The organism is Streptomyces sp. NPDC048637 (assembly GCF_040650675.1).
In the GTDB taxonomy this organism is placed as follows: Bacteria; Actinomycetota; Actinomycetes; order Streptomycetales; family Streptomycetaceae; genus Streptomyces.
Window position 1 is genome coordinate 201,211 of the sequence record NZ_JBEZHQ010000002.1, and the last position, 16,036, is coordinate 217,246.

9 protein-coding genes, 2 tRNA genes and 1 pseudogene are annotated in these 16,036 nt (G+C 72.4%); 6 read left to right on the forward strand and 6 right to left on the reverse strand.

All coding sequences use genetic code 11. The annotated features are described in order from the left end of the window. Nucleotides 1–391 precede the first annotated feature (391 nt). On the forward strand, nucleotides 392–2,218 hold the full coding sequence (locus AB0C46_RS03745) for a SpoIIE family protein phosphatase (RefSeq protein WP_362825436.1): 1,827 nt from the start codon (nucleotides 392–394) through the stop codon (nucleotides 2,216–2,218). A gap of 44 nt (nucleotides 2,219–2,262) precedes the next feature. Here the strand turns inward: AB0C46_RS03745 and AB0C46_RS03750 are convergent, their stop codons facing one another. Both AB0C46_RS03750 and AB0C46_RS03755 read right to left on the reverse strand, forming a co-directional pair. Next, nucleotides 2,263–2,502, reverse strand: a complete 240-nt coding sequence (locus AB0C46_RS03750) for a hypothetical protein (protein WP_362825437.1) — start codon at nucleotides 2,500–2,502, stop codon at nucleotides 2,263–2,265. Nucleotides 2,503–2,660: 158 nt separating this feature from the next. Further along, nucleotides 2,661–4,115 (reverse strand): serine hydrolase domain-containing protein, encoded by a 1,455-nt coding sequence (locus AB0C46_RS03755; protein ID WP_362825439.1) that lies wholly within the window; start codon nucleotides 4,113–4,115, stop codon nucleotides 2,661–2,663. Between the two features lie 140 nt (nucleotides 4,116–4,255). Here AB0C46_RS03755 and AB0C46_RS03760 point away from each other — a divergent pair, with 140 nt between their 5' ends. Both AB0C46_RS03760 and AB0C46_RS03765 read left to right on the forward strand, forming a co-directional pair. Next, complete coding sequence (locus tag AB0C46_RS03760; RefSeq protein ID WP_362825441.1) at nucleotides 4,256–4,999, forward strand: TetR/AcrR family transcriptional regulator; 744 nt, start codon at nucleotides 4,256–4,258, stop codon at nucleotides 4,997–4,999. Nucleotides 5,000–5,161: 162 nt separating this feature from the next. Further along, nucleotides 5,162–6,811, forward strand: coding sequence for a long-chain fatty acid--CoA ligase (locus AB0C46_RS03765; RefSeq protein ID WP_362825442.1), 1,650 nt, complete (start codon nucleotides 5,162–5,164; stop codon nucleotides 6,809–6,811). Nucleotides 6,812–6,854: 43 nt separating this feature from the next. On the opposite strand, the gene AB0C46_RS03770 is transcribed toward AB0C46_RS03765, so the two are convergent. Next, nucleotides 6,855–11,180 carry a PAS domain-containing protein gene (locus AB0C46_RS03770; RefSeq protein WP_362825443.1) on the reverse strand — a complete coding sequence of 1,442 codons (4,326 nt, stop codon included), beginning with the start codon at nucleotides 11,178–11,180 and terminating at the stop codon, nucleotides 6,855–6,857. A gap of 193 nt (nucleotides 11,181–11,373) precedes the next feature. Continuing rightward, the gene (locus AB0C46_RS03775; RefSeq protein WP_362825444.1) at nucleotides 11,374–12,237 is read right to left on the reverse strand and encodes an SSI family serine proteinase inhibitor; all 864 of its coding nucleotides are present in this window, start codon (nucleotides 12,235–12,237) and stop codon (nucleotides 11,374–11,376) included. 240 nt (nucleotides 12,238–12,477) lie between these two features. Here AB0C46_RS03775 and AB0C46_RS03780 point away from each other — a divergent pair. The 3 genes and pseudogenes from AB0C46_RS03780 to AB0C46_RS03790 all read left to right on the forward strand — a co-directional run bounded on the left by AB0C46_RS03780 (nucleotide 12,478) and on the right by AB0C46_RS03790 (nucleotide 14,226). Then, nucleotides 12,478–12,568: transfer RNA gene (locus AB0C46_RS03780), tRNA-Ser, on the forward strand. Nucleotides 12,569–13,531: 963 nt separating this feature from the next. Further along, nucleotides 13,532–13,672, forward strand: a pseudogene (locus AB0C46_RS03785) (phosphohydrolase); the annotation flags it as partial. A gap of 481 nt (nucleotides 13,673–14,153) precedes the next feature. Then, nucleotides 14,154–14,226 (forward strand) — tRNA-Arg (locus AB0C46_RS03790). A 412-nt stretch (nucleotides 14,227–14,638) separates the two neighbouring features. Here the strand turns inward: AB0C46_RS03790 and AB0C46_RS03795 are convergent. Then, entirely contained in the window at nucleotides 14,639–15,019 is a 381-nt protein-coding gene (locus tag AB0C46_RS03795) for a hypothetical protein (RefSeq protein ID WP_362825446.1), read from the reverse strand. Nucleotides 15,020–15,048: 29 nt separating this feature from the next. Further along, nucleotides 15,049–15,954, reverse strand: a complete 906-nt coding sequence (locus AB0C46_RS03800) for a radical SAM protein (protein ID WP_362825447.1) — start codon at nucleotides 15,952–15,954, stop codon at nucleotides 15,049–15,051. Between the last annotated feature and the right edge of the window lie 82 nt (nucleotides 15,955–16,036).

The window sequence follows — 16,036 nt, forward strand, 5'->3', positions numbered from 1 at the left end:
GCAGCTCACTCGTTCGTACCCACTGTCCGTCGGGCGGGGGTGCGGCGGGCCGAACGGGCTGGACGGACGCGGTGGGCCCGGACGGCTCGGACGACGGCCCGGACGGCTCGGACGACGGCTCGGGCGACGGCCCGGACGGCTCAGGCGGAGCGGAGGGCTTGGAGGGCTGAGCGGGCTCGGGAGGCTCCGGAGGTGAAGAAGCAGAATCGGGCCGGGCCGGGTCGAGCGCCATGGCACACCATCCCCCAGTGATCGATGTGGGGAAATCCAGTCGGGCAGAGTGATCCATTTGGGCAGATATGACATAGTATAAAGCGCTCGTAATTACTTTTTCCCGGCATATCCAGGGGGCGCAGTGGTACCGCTGTCCTCCCCGCACACGACGGAATCCGTGTCCCGGAAAGGTCTGCCCGCGAACCAGCTCGCGGCCGCAGGCGCGCGGAAATTCGTGCGCGCGCTGCTCACCGAACGGGCGGCCGCACCACCCGCCACGGCAGGGCCCGGCGCGGCGGCGATCAACGCGGAGCTCATCCACGACGCCGTCCTGCTGACCAGCGAGCTGGTCACCAATGCCGTGATGTACGCGGGTACCGAGATCGATGTGACCTGCCGGCTGGAGCACGACCAGGCGTCCGCCGACGGCGACGGGGAGCGCCGCCCGGCCAGACTGGGCCTGGTGATGGAGGTCTCCGACCGCCATCCCGCCCGGCGCGTACGCGGTGGGGTGGACGCCCGCACCGGAGAGCCGGGATACGGCCTGCAGCTGGTGAGCGCGCTGGCGGAGTCCTGGGGCGTGACCTACCGCAAGTCGGTGAAGACCGTGTGGTTCCGGCTGGAGTCCGCCGAGGGCGAGCCCGGAACGATCGCCTCCGCGCCCCGGCCCGAGGCACGGGCCGCCGAGCCTCCGCTGCGTCCGGACCACCCCGTTGCCCAGCGCCGCCGCCCGCACGGCTACGCCGCCGAGTGGGCCGACCGCGGCGGCCCGTCCTTCCTCGCCGAGACCAGCGAACTGCTGGCCGGGCAGCTCGACCAGGACATGGTCACCGCGCTCGCCGCCCAGCTGCTGGTGCCCCGGCTCGCCGACTGGTGCGCGATCTGGCTGACCACCGAAGGCGGCGGGATGCAGCTGTCCCGGGTCTGGCATGTCGATGAGCGGCGGATCGCTCCGCTCCGCGCCGACCTGGAGCTGGACCCGCCGTCCGACCTCATTCGCACCGCCGGTACCCCCTGGCCCTGGCCGGAATGCGCCGGCGCGACCTCCTCGGGCGGGTCAGCGCTGGCCTTCCCCCTGGTCGCCCGGGACACCGACCAGGGGATGCTGCTGCTCGGCCGGGCGGGACACCTCCAGATGACCGACACCGTGGTGCGGATGGTCGAGGATGTGGCGCGCCGGGTCGCGCAGGCCGTGTTCACCGCCCGGCAGTACACCCGGCAGACCACGATCAGCCTGGCGCTCCAGCGGCGGCAGCTGCCCGCGACGCTGGCCAGCATCCCCAGCGTCGACACGGCGATCGTCTACGAGCCGCACGGCGAGGGCCAGACCGTCGGCGGCGACTTCTACGACGTCTTCCCGATGGGTGACCGCCGCTGGTGCTTCCTGCTCGGGGACGTCCAGGGCAAGGACCCGGAGGCGATGTCCGTCACCGGCCTGGCCCGCCACCTGGTGCGGTTGCTGGCCCGCGAGGGCCATGGCGTCGAGTCGGTGCTGGGCAGGCTGAACCTCGCCATGGCCGAGGAGAGCGCGGAGGCGGTGGAGCTGGGCGGTGAACAGGCCAGCTCCCGCTTCCTGAGCCTGCTGTACGGCGAGCTGGAGGTCGATCCGGGCGCACCCGGGGCCCGCTGCACGGTCGCCACCGCCGGCCATCCGCCACCGCTGCACATGTTCGTCGACGGCACCGTCGAGGCGGCCTCCGAACCCCAGATGCTGCTCGGCATCGACGAGGGCACCGAATTCCAGGCCAGCTCCTTCACCCTCGCGCCGGGTGAGACGCTGCTGTGCGTGACCGACGGGGTCACCGAACGCCGCTGCGGGAACTGGCAGTTGGACGACAACGACGGTCTGATCGAGGTGCTGCGGGACGGTATGGGGCTGGGGGCCAAGGCCCTTGCGGAGCACGTACGGCGTGCCGCGCACGACTTCGGCACCGGGCCGGTCGAGGACGATCTGTCGGTGCTGGTCCTCCAGGCGGTGACCCCGGTGGCCGATCGGCGCCCGTGAGCAGCCGGCCGGGCCGCCGGTGTCCGGCGGTCAGCGCCGCGGCATCAGATCCCGCCGCCGGACTGGGTGGCCACCGGCCGCCCGCCACCGGAGATCACGCCGCCGCCCAGCCCGCCGACGGGGTCGAACTGCCCGCCGAACAGCGGGCGGCCGAGGGCGGGGCCGTCGCCGGAGGTCCGCGGGGCCGGTGCGGCCGTGGTCGCCGCCTGAGCGGTGCCGCAGGCAAGGACGCTGATACCGCCCAGGGCGGCAATGACGAGGCAACGACCGAGGTGGGGGCGCATATGACGCTCCTGTCAGGAGAGGAAACCGAGAAACCGGATGATCGTCAGCGTGCTGCTCCGTCCGGATACGGCACAAGCAACGTGCCGTAAGGGCCATCCCTCCGGGTGAACGGCAGCTGCTCGCGCTTTGACCTGGGAGAACAAGGAACGGCTCGTGCTCACCCGGACTTGGCCGTGGCCCGCACCCCGAAGTGCACATACCGGGAGCCGTTCGCCAGGGCGTAGAACACCACCGGTATCCAGCCGTCCTTCTCGTTGCGGCGCCCGGCGAACACCGTCTTCGACGGGGTGTCCGAGACCGGGACGAGGTTCCAGTGGAGCGGCTCGAAGGAGTCCTTCAGGCCGTCGGCGCCCTCGTACTTCACCCGCAGCACCCCTTCGCCGGCGGGCCGGTCGGTGACGGTCATCAGGAACCCCTCGCGGCGGTAGCTGCCGGTGAACGGCGCCGGGTCCACGGCCGGCTCCTCCGCGGCCGGCCCGAACTCCGGCATGCGCACCCCGCCGAGCTCGGCGGTCAGTTCACGGCAGAGCGTCTCGAAGACCTTCGGCGCGGCGGCCCCGCCGTTGGTCAGCAGCGCGACGGCGAGCCCTGCCTCCGGGAGGGCACGCAGATAGGCGAGCTGCCCGAAGGTGCTGCCGTCATGGCCGAATCCGCGCACCCCGTCCCACTCGAACAGGCCCCAGCCCAGGCCCCAGTGGGCGCCGAGGGACCACCGGTCGGGCATTTCCACCTCGCGCCTGAGCATCGCCTCGACGGCCTCGGCCGCGAGCACCCGGGTGCCGTCCGGTGCCCTGCCGCCGTCGACGAAGAGCCGGGCGAACCGCGCCACATCGGCCGCCGTGGCACAGATCCCGCCGTACGGACCCGCCGAGCGGGGCAGCATGTTCCACAGCGGAGTGGGGACCGGGTCCTCGCCCGGCTCGCCCATGTGTCCCATCGCCGCACGGAACCGCAGCACTTCCTCGGGCAGCGTCATCGTGTGCTGGAGTCCGAGCGGGACACAGAGCATCTCCTTGAGTGCCTCGTCCCAGGTCTGCCCCGTCACCACCTCGACGATCCGGCCGAGGATGTTGTACGCGGTGCTGGAGTACGACATCGTCGCGCCGGGCGGGTTGGTCAGGCCCACGTTCCTGACGCCCTCCACATAGCGGGCCAGGCAGTCGTCGCCGCGACCGGTGTCGCTCACGAAGTCGCCCTCGATACCGCTGGTGTGGTTGAGCAACTGCCGGGGCGTGATCGTCCTCGTGGCCTCCGCGTCGGCGACGGCGAAGTCCGGCAGGACGTCCGCGACCGGTGCGTCCAGATCCAGCTTTCCGGCGTGGGCGAGCAGCACCACGAGGGTGGCGGTGTAGCCCTTGCTGACCGAGCCGATCTGGAACACCGAGTCCGTGGTCACCGCCACCCGGGTCCCGGTGTGCAGCACACCGCTCGCGAGTTCGTGGAGCTCGCCGCCGGTGACCACGGCCAGCGCGGCGCCCGGCACATGATGCGCCGCCAGGAGCTCGCCGAGCCTCGCCTGCCAGCGGGCGGAGTCGAAGGCCGGGGCATCAACTCCCGCACCGTGCAGCGGACTTCCGGCCTGCGCCGCTTCCTGCTTCAGGTACTTCGGCATGGGTGTCTCCATGGTGTCGGACGAGGCACGCTCGAACGCTGTGCGCTATACCGAACACTGTACGGACCTCCGTGCACTGTTCGCAAGCACGCACGATGTACGACCTGGAGTTAGGGTGTCCGCCGAGGAGAGGAGGCCGGATGCCGGTCGACAAGAAGCAGCCGATTCCGTCGGTGTGGACGCGCCCGCAGCGCCGCAAGCGGGAGCAGCCCGCGCTGAGCCGGAGCCAGATCGTGGCGGAGGCCGTCCGGCTGCTCGACGAGGAGGGCATCGACGCCCTGAGCCTGCGCCGCCTCGGAACCCGTCTGAACGCCGGAGCCACGTCGTTCTACTCGCACGTGGCCAACAAGGACGAGCTGATCGAACTGGTCGTGGACGAGGTCTACGGCGAGATCGCGGTGCCGGAGGCCCAGGACCGGGACGACTGGCGCAGCGCCGTCGGCCGGTGCGCCGACAGCCTGCGGGCGGCGATGCTGCGCCACCCGTGGATGGCATCCGTGCTCGGCGGCGTGGGCGCGGCGTACCTCGGGCCGAACATGATGCGGATCTCCGAGGGCATGATCGGCATGTTCCGCGCGGCGGGCTTCCCCGCGGACGAGGCCGATGCCGCCGTGAGCACCCTGACCTCGTACGTCATCGGCATGGCCGTCAGCGAGGCCGCCTGGCTGACGCTGCTCGCCCGCAGCGGCGAGAGCGAACAGGACTGGGTGCAGCGCCTGCTGCCGGCCGCCGAGGAGGCCGCCCGGAGCCACCCCCAGCTGCAGGAGCAGTACGCCGCACTACGGGAAAAGGACCCCCGCGAGACGCGCGACGCCAAATTCGACTACGGCCTTCAGCGGGTGCTCGACGGGCTGGCGCTCCGGATCAACCGTACGGGCGGATAGCCCGGCGGCAGCCCGGGCCCGCCCTGACCTCGGCCCGGTCCCGCTCATGGCCGTATGCGGCCGTGAGCGGGCAAGAACACACCTCTGGGGGCGTGACATACCGATTGGTATGCGCTGACAATCGCAGCACCATTACCCGCCCGTATAAAGCGGAGGCACCCGGTGCTCAGCACGATGCAGGACGTACCGCTCACCGTCTCGCGAATCCTGACCCACGGGTCGACGGTTCACGGTGAGTCGCAGGTCATCACCTGGACCGAGGGGAACCCGCACCGGCGCACCTTCGCCGAGATCGGCCGCCGGGCCGCACAGCTGGCCCATGCGCTGCGCGACGAGCTGTCCGTGGCCGACGAGGAACGGGTCGGCACGCTCATGTGGAACAACGCGGAGCACATGGAGGCCTATCTCGCGATCCCCTCCATGGGGGCGGTGCTGCACACACTCAATCTGCGGCTGCCCGCCGAGCAACTGGTGTGGATCATCAACCACGCCGAGGACCGCGTCGTGCTCGTCAACGGCACCCTGCTGCCGCTGCTCGCCCCGCTGCTCCCGCAGCTGCCCAAGCTCCGCCACATCGTCGTCGTGGGCCCCGGCGACCTGTCGGTCCTCGGCGGCGCGCAGGCCCGGGTGCACGACTACGAAGCGCTGATCGCCGAACGCCCGGAGAGCTACGCCTGGCCGGAGATCGACGAGCGGGAGGCCGCGGCGCTCTGCTACACCTCCGGAACCACCGGCGAACCCAAGGGCGTGCTCTACAGCCACCGTTCGCTCTACCTGCACTCGATGCAGGTCAACACCGCCGAGGCGTTCGCGCTCAGCTCACGCGACCTCACCCTGCCGGTCGTGCCGATGTTCCACGTCAACGCCTGGGGCCTGCCGCACGCCGCCTTCATGGCCGGTGCCTCGCTGCTGATGCCGGACCGCTTTCTGCAGCCCGCGCCGCTCGCCGAAATGATCGAGACGCTACGGCCCACCATCGGCGCCGCCGTCCCCACCATCTGGCAGGGCCTGCTCGCCGAACTGGATGCCAGGCAGCGGGATGTGGCCTGTCTGCACACGGTCGTCATCGGCGGCTCCGCCTGCCCGCCCGCCCTGATGCGCGGCTTCGAGGAGCGGCATGGCATCCGCGTCGTGCACGCCTGGGGCATGACCGAGACCTCCCCGCTCGGCAGCGTCTCGCACCCGCCGGCCGGCGTCAGCGGCGACGAGGAGTGGACCTACCGCGCCACCCAGGGCCGCTTCCCCGCCTCCGTCGAGGCACGGCTGATCGGCCCCGACGGCGAGCAGCTTCCCTGGGACGGCCGGGCCGCGGGCGAGCTGGAGGTCCGCGGACCGTGGATCGCGGGCTCCTACTACGGCGGCGCGCAGGGCGAACCGCTGTGCCCCGAGGACAAGTTCAGCCCCGACGGCTGGCTGCGCACCGGCGATGTCGGCACCATCACCCCGAACGGCTATCTCACGCTGACCGACCGCGCCAAGGACGTCATCAAGTCCGGCGGCGAATGGATCTCCTCGGTCGAGCTGGAGAACCATCTGATGGCGCACCCGCATGTCGCGGAGGCCGCGGTGGTCGCCGTACCGGACGACAAGTGGGGCGAGCGGCCGCTGGCGACGGTGGTGCTCAACGACGGCGCGACCATCGGCTACGAGGAGCTGAAGGCGTTCCTCGGCGAGCGGATCGCGCGCTGGCAGCTGCCGGAGCGGTGGGCGGTGATCCCGGCGGTGCCCAAGACGAGCGTGGGCAAGTTCGACAAGAAGGTGCTCCGCAAGCAGTACGCGGAGGGCGAGCTGGACGTGACGCTGCTGGCGTAGGACATCCCGTGGTGGGGCCCAGTGGTCCGGACCCCACCACGGGTCAGTTCGTGCCGATCTTGGCGAGCAGGTCGACGATCCGGGCCTGTACCTCGGCGCTCGTCGAGCGCTCCGCCAGGAAGAGCACCGTCTCGCCGGCCGCCAGCCGGGGCAGCTGCGCCGGGTCCAGGTCGGCGGAAGTGTAGACGACCAGCGGCGTGTGGTCGAGCAGCCCGTTGGCGCGCAGCCAGTCGACGATGCCGGCCCGTCGGCGCCGCACCTGCATCAGATCCATCACGACCAGATTCGGCCGCATCTGCGTCGCGAGGGTGACCGCTTCGGTGTCCGCCCCGGCCCGTGCGACCTGCATCCCACGCCGCTCCAGCGACACGGTCAGGGCGCCCGCGATGTCGTCGTTCTGCTCGATCAGCAGCACCCGCGGCGGGTGCACGTCACTGTCGCGCGGCGCCAGCGCCTTGAGCAGCACGGCCGGGTCGGCGCCGTACGCGGCCTCCCGGGTGGCCTGCCCCAGGCCGGCGGTCACCAGCACCGGGACCTCGGCCGCGCCCGCCGCCTGGCGCAGCGACTGCAGCGCGGTGCGGGTGATCGGCCCCGTCAGCGGGTCGACGAAGAGCGCCGCCGGGTACGCGGCGATCTGGGCGTCCACCTCCTCGCGGGAGTTGACGATCACCGGGCGGTACCCGCGGTCGCTCAGCGCCTGCTGGGTGGCGACATCCGGCGCCGGCCAGACCAGCAGCCGGCGCGGATTGTCCAGCGGCTCCGGCGGCAGCTCGTCGTCCATCGGCATCGGCTGACGGTCCATCACCTCTATGGCGCCGTTCGGACCGTCCAGCGGCTCGGGGCCCTCGCTGCCCTCGTCGGGCGCGGAGATCGCAAAGGCCCGGCCCTCGCTGGCATCCATCAGATGCGGCTGGGGCTGGGACTGTGGCGGGGCCGGGGCCTGCGGTTTGGGCTGCGGTTGCGGTTGCGGCTGCGGTGCACCGGGGTGCGGACGCGCCTCGGCCGGCGCGGACTCGGCGGCCGTCGCGCGCTGCCCCTCCTGCGGAGGCGCGGCGAGCTTGCGGCGGCGGCCCGAACCGGCGGACGTACCGCCGGGCGGGGTGCCGCCGGGAGGCGTCGGCGGGCGCTGCTGATCGGCGATCTGCTGGGCGAACGGCACGCCCTGCCCGAGCGTGCGCACGCTGAACGCCCGCCCCTGGGAGTGCCCCGCGGCATACCCGTCGTCCTCGGCGGCCGGCGGCAGCGGCTGACGGTGCGCAGCGGCGGCGGGCCGGTCCTGCGGGGGCACGGGCGGCGGGCCCGCGGCCTCTTCGGCGGGGCTGGGGCGGCCACGCCGACGGCCGGTGGGGGCCTGGGGGCTCTGGGGCTCTTGAGGTGTGGCGGGAGCGGGCGACGGCTGCGGCGCGTCGGGCGCCTGAGGCGCACCGGCGTCCGGCGCGGGGGCGGTCCCGGGCGCTGTGCCACCGGCCGTGCCCGTCGCCTCGGCCGGTTCGGTGGGCTGCGCCACGAGCCCCTCCGGGCCCGCGACAAAGGTGCCGGACGACTCGGAATCGGCCATCGCGGCCGCCGCGCGCTCCTCGGCCGCGGCCCGTCTGGCCCGCCGTCTGCCGGTCGGCTCGCCGTCCCACTCTCCTTGCGGCGCACCGGAGTTGACGGCCGCTTCGAGCTCGTGACCCGGCTGCCCGGCGGGCATCGCCGCCTCCGGGCCACCGGCCACCGGCCGACGCGCCCTGCGGCGTCCCGTCCCGGCGGCCTCCTGCGGACCGGCCGACTGCGCGGGCGCCTGGTCGGCGGTCGCGGACAGCGCCGGCACCGACGACTCCGGGGTCCGGTCCGCGGCGGCGGGCGGCAGCGCGAAAGCGGTACGCGCACCGGCCGACGGCTGCGCCCCGGAGGCCGCCGACGCCCGGTCCCGCTCACCCGGGGCGGTCCGCTCGGGCGCCTCGGCCAGCGCCCGGCGCGCCCGCCGGCCGCCCGTCTGGACGGGGCCGAGACCCGGCGGCCCCGGGGCCGGCTGGCCGGGGCCGGCGGCCTGTCCCGGAACATGCGGCCGGCCCGGAGCCGGAGTCTGCTCCGGAGCCGGGCTCTGACCTGGAATCTGGGGGCTCGCCTGCGCGGGGGCCGACGCGGAGGCCGGCACGGGTGCCGGCCCGTTGGGCGGCGGCGTCGCAGGCCCCTGTGGACCGGCCGCCGGTCCTTGGCCCGGCGCCCCCGCGGCGGGGCCGGGCTGCTGCTCCGGCGCCCGGCTCGTCCCGGAGGGGAGCGCGGGCAGTCCGCCGCCCTCCGAGGTCCCCTGCCGGGCCCGGCGCCGTCCCGTCGGCGGTACGGCCTCGGCCCCCGCCATACCGGGCGGCAGCCCCCTGCCGTCCGTGGCCGGGCCGCCCTGGGCACCGCGCGCGGTCTCACCGTGCTGGGGGTGCGCCCCCGGGCCGCCGTCCCCCGCTCCCGGGCCCGCCGCACCCGGCGCGCCCTCGCCGGCCGCACCGTGCGGCACACCGGCTTCCGGGCCGCCGGGATGCGCGCCCTGCTCCGTACCCGAGTGCCGCGCCCGCCGACGACCGGTCGGCTGGGCCCCGCCCGACTGGTCCGGCACCGCCGCGCCGTGCTCGCCACCACCGCCACCGAGCGGCTCACCGGACCCACCGGTACCGCCCGGCCCGCCGTCACCGCCGGACGGCCCCTCGCCGCCCTCGTGCCCCTCGTCGTCCGGCCCCTGGCCGTCGCCGGCCGCGCCCGCGTCCGCCGCGTTGCCCTGGGTGCCGCGCGCACGGGCCGCCGGTACCGGCATCACCGTCGTCTCATTGCCGGTCGGCACGTCCGCCCCGGCCGTCGCCCCGTCCGGGGACGTACCGTCCGCCGCCACCGGCAGCTCCAGCACATACGCACTGCCGCCCGCGCCGGGCCCGCCGCCGGGTACCTCATGCGTCTGCATCAGCCCGCCGTGCTGCCGCACGATGCCGCGGACGATCGGTTCATGAACCGGGTCGCCGCCATCGAACGGGCCGCGCACCTCGATCCGTACGACATCACCGCGCTTGGCCGCCGCCACCACGATCGTCGAATCGCCGGGGATCGACCCCGAACGCCCGCCCGCGGCAGCCTCACCGGACGGCATCCGGCCCGTCGAGTCCACCCCCGCGACATCCGCGATCAGATGCGACAGCGCCTGCGCGATCCGCTCCGCGTCGACCGTCGCCTCTATCGGCGGCGCATGCACCGCGAACTGCGCCCGGCCCGGCCCGATCAGCTCGATCGCGCCCTCCACACCGGCCGCGACGACCCCGTCCAGCGAAACCTTCGTGCGGTTGAGCTTCTCCTTGCCGGAGTCCAGCCGCTGATAGCTCAGCACGTTGTCCACCAGCGTCGTCATCCGGGCGTGCCCGGCCGCGAGGTGGTGCAGGATCTGGTTCGCCTCGGGCCAGAGCTGGCCCGCCGGGTCGGAGGCGAGCGTGCCCAGCTCGCCCTTCAGCTCCTCCAGCGGCCCGCGCAGCGCCTGGTCGAGCACCGCCAGCAGCTGGGTGTGCCGGGCCGCCAGCGCGTCGAAGGGCCGGCGGTCGGTGAAGGTCATCACCGCGCCGACGAGCTGATCGCCGTCCCGCACCGGCGCCGTCGTCAGATCGACGGGCACCGCCCGTCCGTCCTTCGCCCACAGCGCCTGCCCGCGCACCCGGTGCTTGCGCCCCGACTTGAGCGTGTCGGCCAGCGGGGTGTCCTCCCACGGCAGCGGCGAGCCGTCCGCCCGCGAGTGGTGGATCAGCGGATGCAGCTCCTTGCCGCCCAGCTCGCTCGCCCGGAACCCCAGGATCTGCGCCGCGGACGGATTGACGAGCACGACCTTGCCCTCGGCATCGACCCCGACCACACCCTCGGCCGCGGCCCGCAGAATCATCTCGGTCTGCCGCTGCTGGCGGGCCAGCTCGGTCTCGGTGTCCAGCGTCCCGGTCAGATCACGGACGACGAGCATCAGCAGCTCATTGCCCGTATAGCCATTGCGGTGATCGGCGTACGCGGCCTCGAAGGCGGACTCGTACGGGGTACGGCCGTCCTCGAGATTGGCACTGGTCACCTCGACCAGCAGCTCGGTGCCGTCCGTACGCCGCGCGACCATGCGCGTCGGCTTCGTCCGGCCCTCTGCCATCTCCTCGTCCCGGCGCCGCATGGACCCTGGGATGCGCTTGGAGTCGAAGGACGGCAGCAGATCGAGCAGCCCGCGCCCCACCAGGGCCGTGCCCGGCGCCTCGAAGGTCTCCAGCGCGATGGTGTTGGCGTTGACGACCGTGCCGTTGCAGTTGACGAGCAACAGCGCGTCGGGGAGGGCGTCGAGTATGGCTGCGAGGCGAGCAGCGCCTCGGGATGGCCTGCTGCTCACGACGACGCTTCCTCCCTGTTACCGCACCTTGCCGATCCACCGTGGCGGATCGCTGGGATGGAGTCTACGGGCACTTGCCCGGGACGCGGAGGCGGATGACGAGGAGGTAATGCCACGGCCCTGTGCGACTCGCCGCACGCCCGACATGTGCCCCATCGTCCTGACCTGGCGCGCTACTACGGCATGAACCGGGTCATGAACTGGTCGACGGGAGCAGGGGTTCGAAGCTGCTCCAGCGGCTGATCTCACACCCATTGGTGCGCCGGAAATCTGCGTTGACGGGGCGCCCCGCCCAGGTTCCGGTGACATGGGCGGTGGCCGGGCCGCCGTAAATCATCGTGCAGTTCGCGCCCTGCGGCACGGGCGCGAACGGGTCCCTGCCCCACCTCGTCATCCCGTCCAGCTTCTTGCAGGCCTGCTTGGCGTGGGGGTGGTTGGCGTGGGGGTGGTTGCCGCGCGCGGGGTGGCAGTACAGCTCGAAGGTGCCATTGGTGGCCGCCGAGCCGGAGCCGTGGACGGTGACGGTGAGGTGGTCGACGGACGCGAGGTACGGAGCCGGCGTGTCCCGGCCGCCGAGCGGTTGGTGGTCGACGGGGCCGCGCTGACCGGCCGGGGCGTGGTGACCGGAGAGGGCGTGGTGACCGGAGAGGGCGTGGTGACCGGAGAGGGCGTGGTGACCGGAGGGGGCGTGGTGACCGGAGAGGGCGTGGTGACCGGAGGGGGCGTGGTGACCTGCCGGGGCGTGGTGTGCGGCCGGGGTGCGGTGGCCTGCCGGGTTGGGCTGTGCGGCTGGGGCGTGGTGGCCTGCCGGGTTGGGCTGAGCGGCGGGGGTGTGGTGGCCGGCGCCGGTGATGCCGTCCCCGGACCGGACGTGCGGCAGCGGGATCGGTGCGGCCGACGCGGCGGGCGCGGCCAGGGCCAGCGCGGTGGCGGCGGAGACGGCGGACACGGCGGCGGAGGTGGCAGCGGCGGCGGTGAGACGGGCCACGGCCGTGGTGGCGGCGGTGGCGGCGGTGGCGGCCGCGGCGAAGAGGGACGACGTCCGGCGGTACGGCATCACAGGCTCCAGAGGCGAGTGCGGGGCGGTACGCGGTACGTACACGCCGGGGGCGCACGACAACGCGTGTCGCTACGGCCCCGACACCTCTAACGCGCCGCCGCCCCCGACGTTGCGCTGCAGGAACGTCTTTGCCGGGTGGCCCGCGCGCCTAGTACCGTAGGGGGCGATTGGTGACAGCCCTTGAGGCTGTGCCATTATCTGGACACGCCACAGCGTGCATGCGCGCGTGGGGTGTGTGGAGGCGTCGCCTAGTCCGGTCTATGGCGCCGCACTGCTAATGCGGTTTGGGGCTTACCCCCCATCGAGGGTTCAAATCCCTCCGCCTCCGCTCTTCTTCGTTCAGGCCCCGGTCCTCCCAGACCGGGGCCTGAACGCTTTTCCGGGGGTTCTCCGGGGGCGGCCGACGGCGTCTCGGTCCGGCATCGGGAGCGTGGTGGCCCCTGGGAGGGGGGCGCGGGTGCGGGTGTGGGTGCCGGGCGGGTGAGGGGCTGAGGCTGGGCCCGACCGGGAGGGTGGCTGCTGGCTGGGCGTTCTCTGGGGCGGCGGCGGTGGCAGCGGTGGCGGCTGGTGGGCGGTGGCCGGGGGACTGGGTGGGCCGGTGGTCCGGCGGGCCGGTGTGCCGGTGTGCCGGTGGTGCGGGGCCCGGTGGCCCGGTGGCCCGGTGGCCCGGTGGCCCGGTGGCGAGGTGGCCCGGCGGCGGGGCGGTCGGCCGGGCTGACCGGTGACCTGGCGGCAAGGGGGCGGCGGTCCAGCCTGCCCGGTGACCCGACGGCCGGCCCAGTCCTCGGTGCCACCCGGCCCCACGCCCTGCCGCATCTCACCCCACGCCACCTACCTCACCCCACCCCACCTCACGCCACCTCACGCCGCCCACCCGCCCCGGCCTCAGCCCCGGCCGCCCGAACGGCGCCTCCGCGATCACACCGACGACACCTCCGCCGAGCACATGGAATCTGCCGGGCGCGTCGAACCCTCTGGGTGCGTCGAACCCTCTGGGCACGTGGAATCCGCCGGGCACGCCGAATCCGCCGGGCACGCCGAAGACGTACCCACGCCTGGCGGTCGCCCGGACGGCGCCGTCCGCCGGACCGCGCGACGCTGAACCCATGACACCCGAGACCGCTCGCCCGCGTCGGACCCCGGCGCCGCCGCCATCGGTGGCATCCCGCTCCCCGACAGCAGACTGGCCCGGGAAGCCACCGAACTGATCCGCGACGTCACTGACGACCTGATCTACCACCACTCCCGCCGCGTCCACCTCTTCGGCGCCTGCCACGGCCGCCACCACGGCCTGGACTTCGATCCGGAGCTGCTCTACGTGGGAGCCCTCTTCCACGACCTCGGCCTCACCGAGAAGTTCCGCACCTCCCAGCAGCGCTTCGAGCTGGACGGCGCCGACGAGGCCCGCGCCTTCCTGACCGCCCGCGGCATCCCCGAGGACCGCGCCCGCCTCGTCTGGGAAGGCATCGCCCTGCACACCACCCCGGAAATCCCCCACCACATGGCCCCGGAAGTGGCGCTCGTCACAGCCGGCGTCGAGCTCGACGTCCTCGGCATCGGCTACGACACCCTCCCCACGGAAACCCGCGAGGCCATCGTCGCCGCCCACCCGCGCCCCGACTTCAAGCGCCGGATCCTTCGCGCCTTCCACGCCGGCCTGGCCCACCGCCCCCAGACCACCTTCGGCAATGTGAAGGCCGATGTCCTGGACCGCTTCGAAGAGGACTACACCCGCCCCAACTTCGTCCGGATCATCGAGGACTCCCCCTGGCCCGAGTGGCCCCGAAACCCCCGCCATAAGATCGTTTCTGCAGGTCAGAGGCGCTGCGGGCAATGGATTTCGCCTCACGGCGCAGGTCATGTAATGTTGTTCCCGCAACGCCGACCGGCAAGAAAAACCGCCGGAAAGCCAAGCGCTCGTAGCTTAACGGATAGAGCATCTGACTACGGATCAGAAGGTTGCAGGTTCGAATCCTGCCGAGCGCACAGCAGGCTAGAGGCCCCGTTCGATATTGAACGGGGCCTCTGGTGTTTCTCTTGACGGCAGTGGTTGACGGCAACCGTCTCAGACAGTCGGTGTGAGGTCGATCAGATGGCTACCGGGGCGCCGACTGGGCCGTTGTCATCGTCCGGCGAGTTGCCGTCACCCCTCAGCACGTCCCCACGCGGTCGAAGGCGGAGCGCTGGGAGTCGAGCCCTACGAAGGGGTAGACGGCAGCTCAGCGCGCAAGGACAGCAAGCGTGCCGTCGGACCCCAGGAAGCAACCCGACCAGCCCGAAGCAGCACCACCAGGCCGACGGAGGCACCGCCGAGAACCAGTAGAGCTCCGACCAGCTACAGCGTCATACCGGTCGGAGCTCTGTTCTCACCGCGCAGACTGACCTGCGCGGCCCATGTTCACCTGGTCAGATGCGGGCCTTCATGCTGTGTGGTGGAAGCGCCAGCGGCCGGTGCGTCGAGGGTGCGCAACTCGGCCAGTCGCCTTTGGTAGAGCGGACCCGCGACGTGCGCCGCGCGCGCCGGAGTGGGAGCAGCTTGTTCGATGAGGTGGTGGGCGGCAGCCTTCACAGCCGCCGACCAGACCAGCACATGCTGTTGAGCGCTGCGCCCGCATTCCTGTGGTTCGCCCGGAAGGCAGTGCGGAAGCGCGGGACCGATCTTATTCGCCACCTGGCGTACGTACCGGGCGATCTGCGCCCACTGTTCCTCGGTCCGCTGCACAGCTTCGGGGTGCCCCTCTTCCAGCCACCTGCCGAAGTCGTCGCCGTGATCAACCATGTGGACACTCCTACGAATTCACTCAGCGCTTACGCGGGTGCGCCGATCGTAGCTTCGGCGGACGAGGCTTCCTGCGGATCGCAGTGCCCCACCGAGGGGACGCAGGGGCCGCACGGCTGGCAACTCGGAAGGAACTGCGGGGGCGTGCAAGCCTGCGCCGGCCTCAAGCCCTGTGCAGCTGCGATCTCTGCGCGTGCTTCCGTCGTGCGCGGGCTGTTCCAGATCTCGGCGAGCGGGGTCTCGTGGATGTTGCCAAGGGTGATGAAGCGCCCCAGGACGCACGGCCAGACGCTGCCGTCCGGGCCGATGGCGCATTGCCCAAGGGCGCAATACCCGCACAGGTCGTCAACCGTTGAATTGGCCCCTCGGCTGGCTCGTCCGAACGCCCGTGTCCGGTCCCCGCCGACGTGCTGCACTCCAAGGGTCGTGAGGTCCTCCGCCGCTTCGTGCACGCGCTGTTGCGTATGAACCGCGACGACGCCGCCGCGAAGCGGGATGCCCAGGCTGAGCGCTTTCTTGATGTTCGCCCTGGTGCGTCGGTGGGAGCCCCGCAGGTTGGTCACCTTGTCGTGATCCTGCGCGCTGTCGGAGTAGTAGGACGTGGCGAGCTTGACCCCGCAACGGGTGAACACGTCCCACAGATGTTCACGCACGTACGTGAGGTTAGAGAACACTTCGATTGCCAACCCCGCCCCGTGGGCGTACGAGATCAGCTCGTGCAGGTACGGGTACAGGGTCGGCTCACCACCGATGAACTGCACATCGCGCGCGCCGATGTCCGCTAACTGGTCGATGGCGCTCTTCCAGTCATCAACAGTCATGGTCCCGTGGGTTCCCTGCGGGGACGAATCGGCGTAGCAGTGATCGCAGTGCTCGTTGCAGAAGCCCGTCACTTCCAACCACGCGAACTTCAACGGCTTTTGGGCCGCACTCATCGTGACACTCACTCCTTGGGATTCGCGGCAATCGGGCCTAGTGACCCGAGCGGGTACCGAAAGGCGCGCCAGCCTCAGAACG

Coding starts and splice junctions, on each gene's coding strand:
- AB0C46_RS03750 (WP_362825437.1), bottom strand. CDS start 2,502: ATGCGCCCCCACCTCGGTCGTTGCCTCGTCATTGCCGCCCTGGGCGGT.
- AB0C46_RS03755 (WP_362825439.1), bottom strand. CDS start 4,115: ATGCCGAAGTACCTGAAGCAGGAAGCGGCGCAGGCCGGAAGTCCGCTG.
- AB0C46_RS03760 (WP_362825441.1), top strand. CDS start 4,256: ATGCCGGTCGACAAGAAGCAGCCGATTCCGTCGGTGTGGACGCGCCCG.
- AB0C46_RS03775 (WP_362825444.1), bottom strand. CDS start 12,237: ATGCCGTACCGCCGGACGTCGTCCCTCTTCGCCGCGGCCGCCACCGCC.
- AB0C46_RS03795 (WP_362825446.1), bottom strand. CDS start 15,019: ATGGTTGATCACGGCGACGACTTCGGCAGGTGGCTGGAAGAGGGGCAC.
- AB0C46_RS03800 (WP_362825447.1), bottom strand. CDS start 15,954: ATGAGTGCGGCCCAAAAGCCGTTGAAGTTCGCGTGGTTGGAAGTGACG.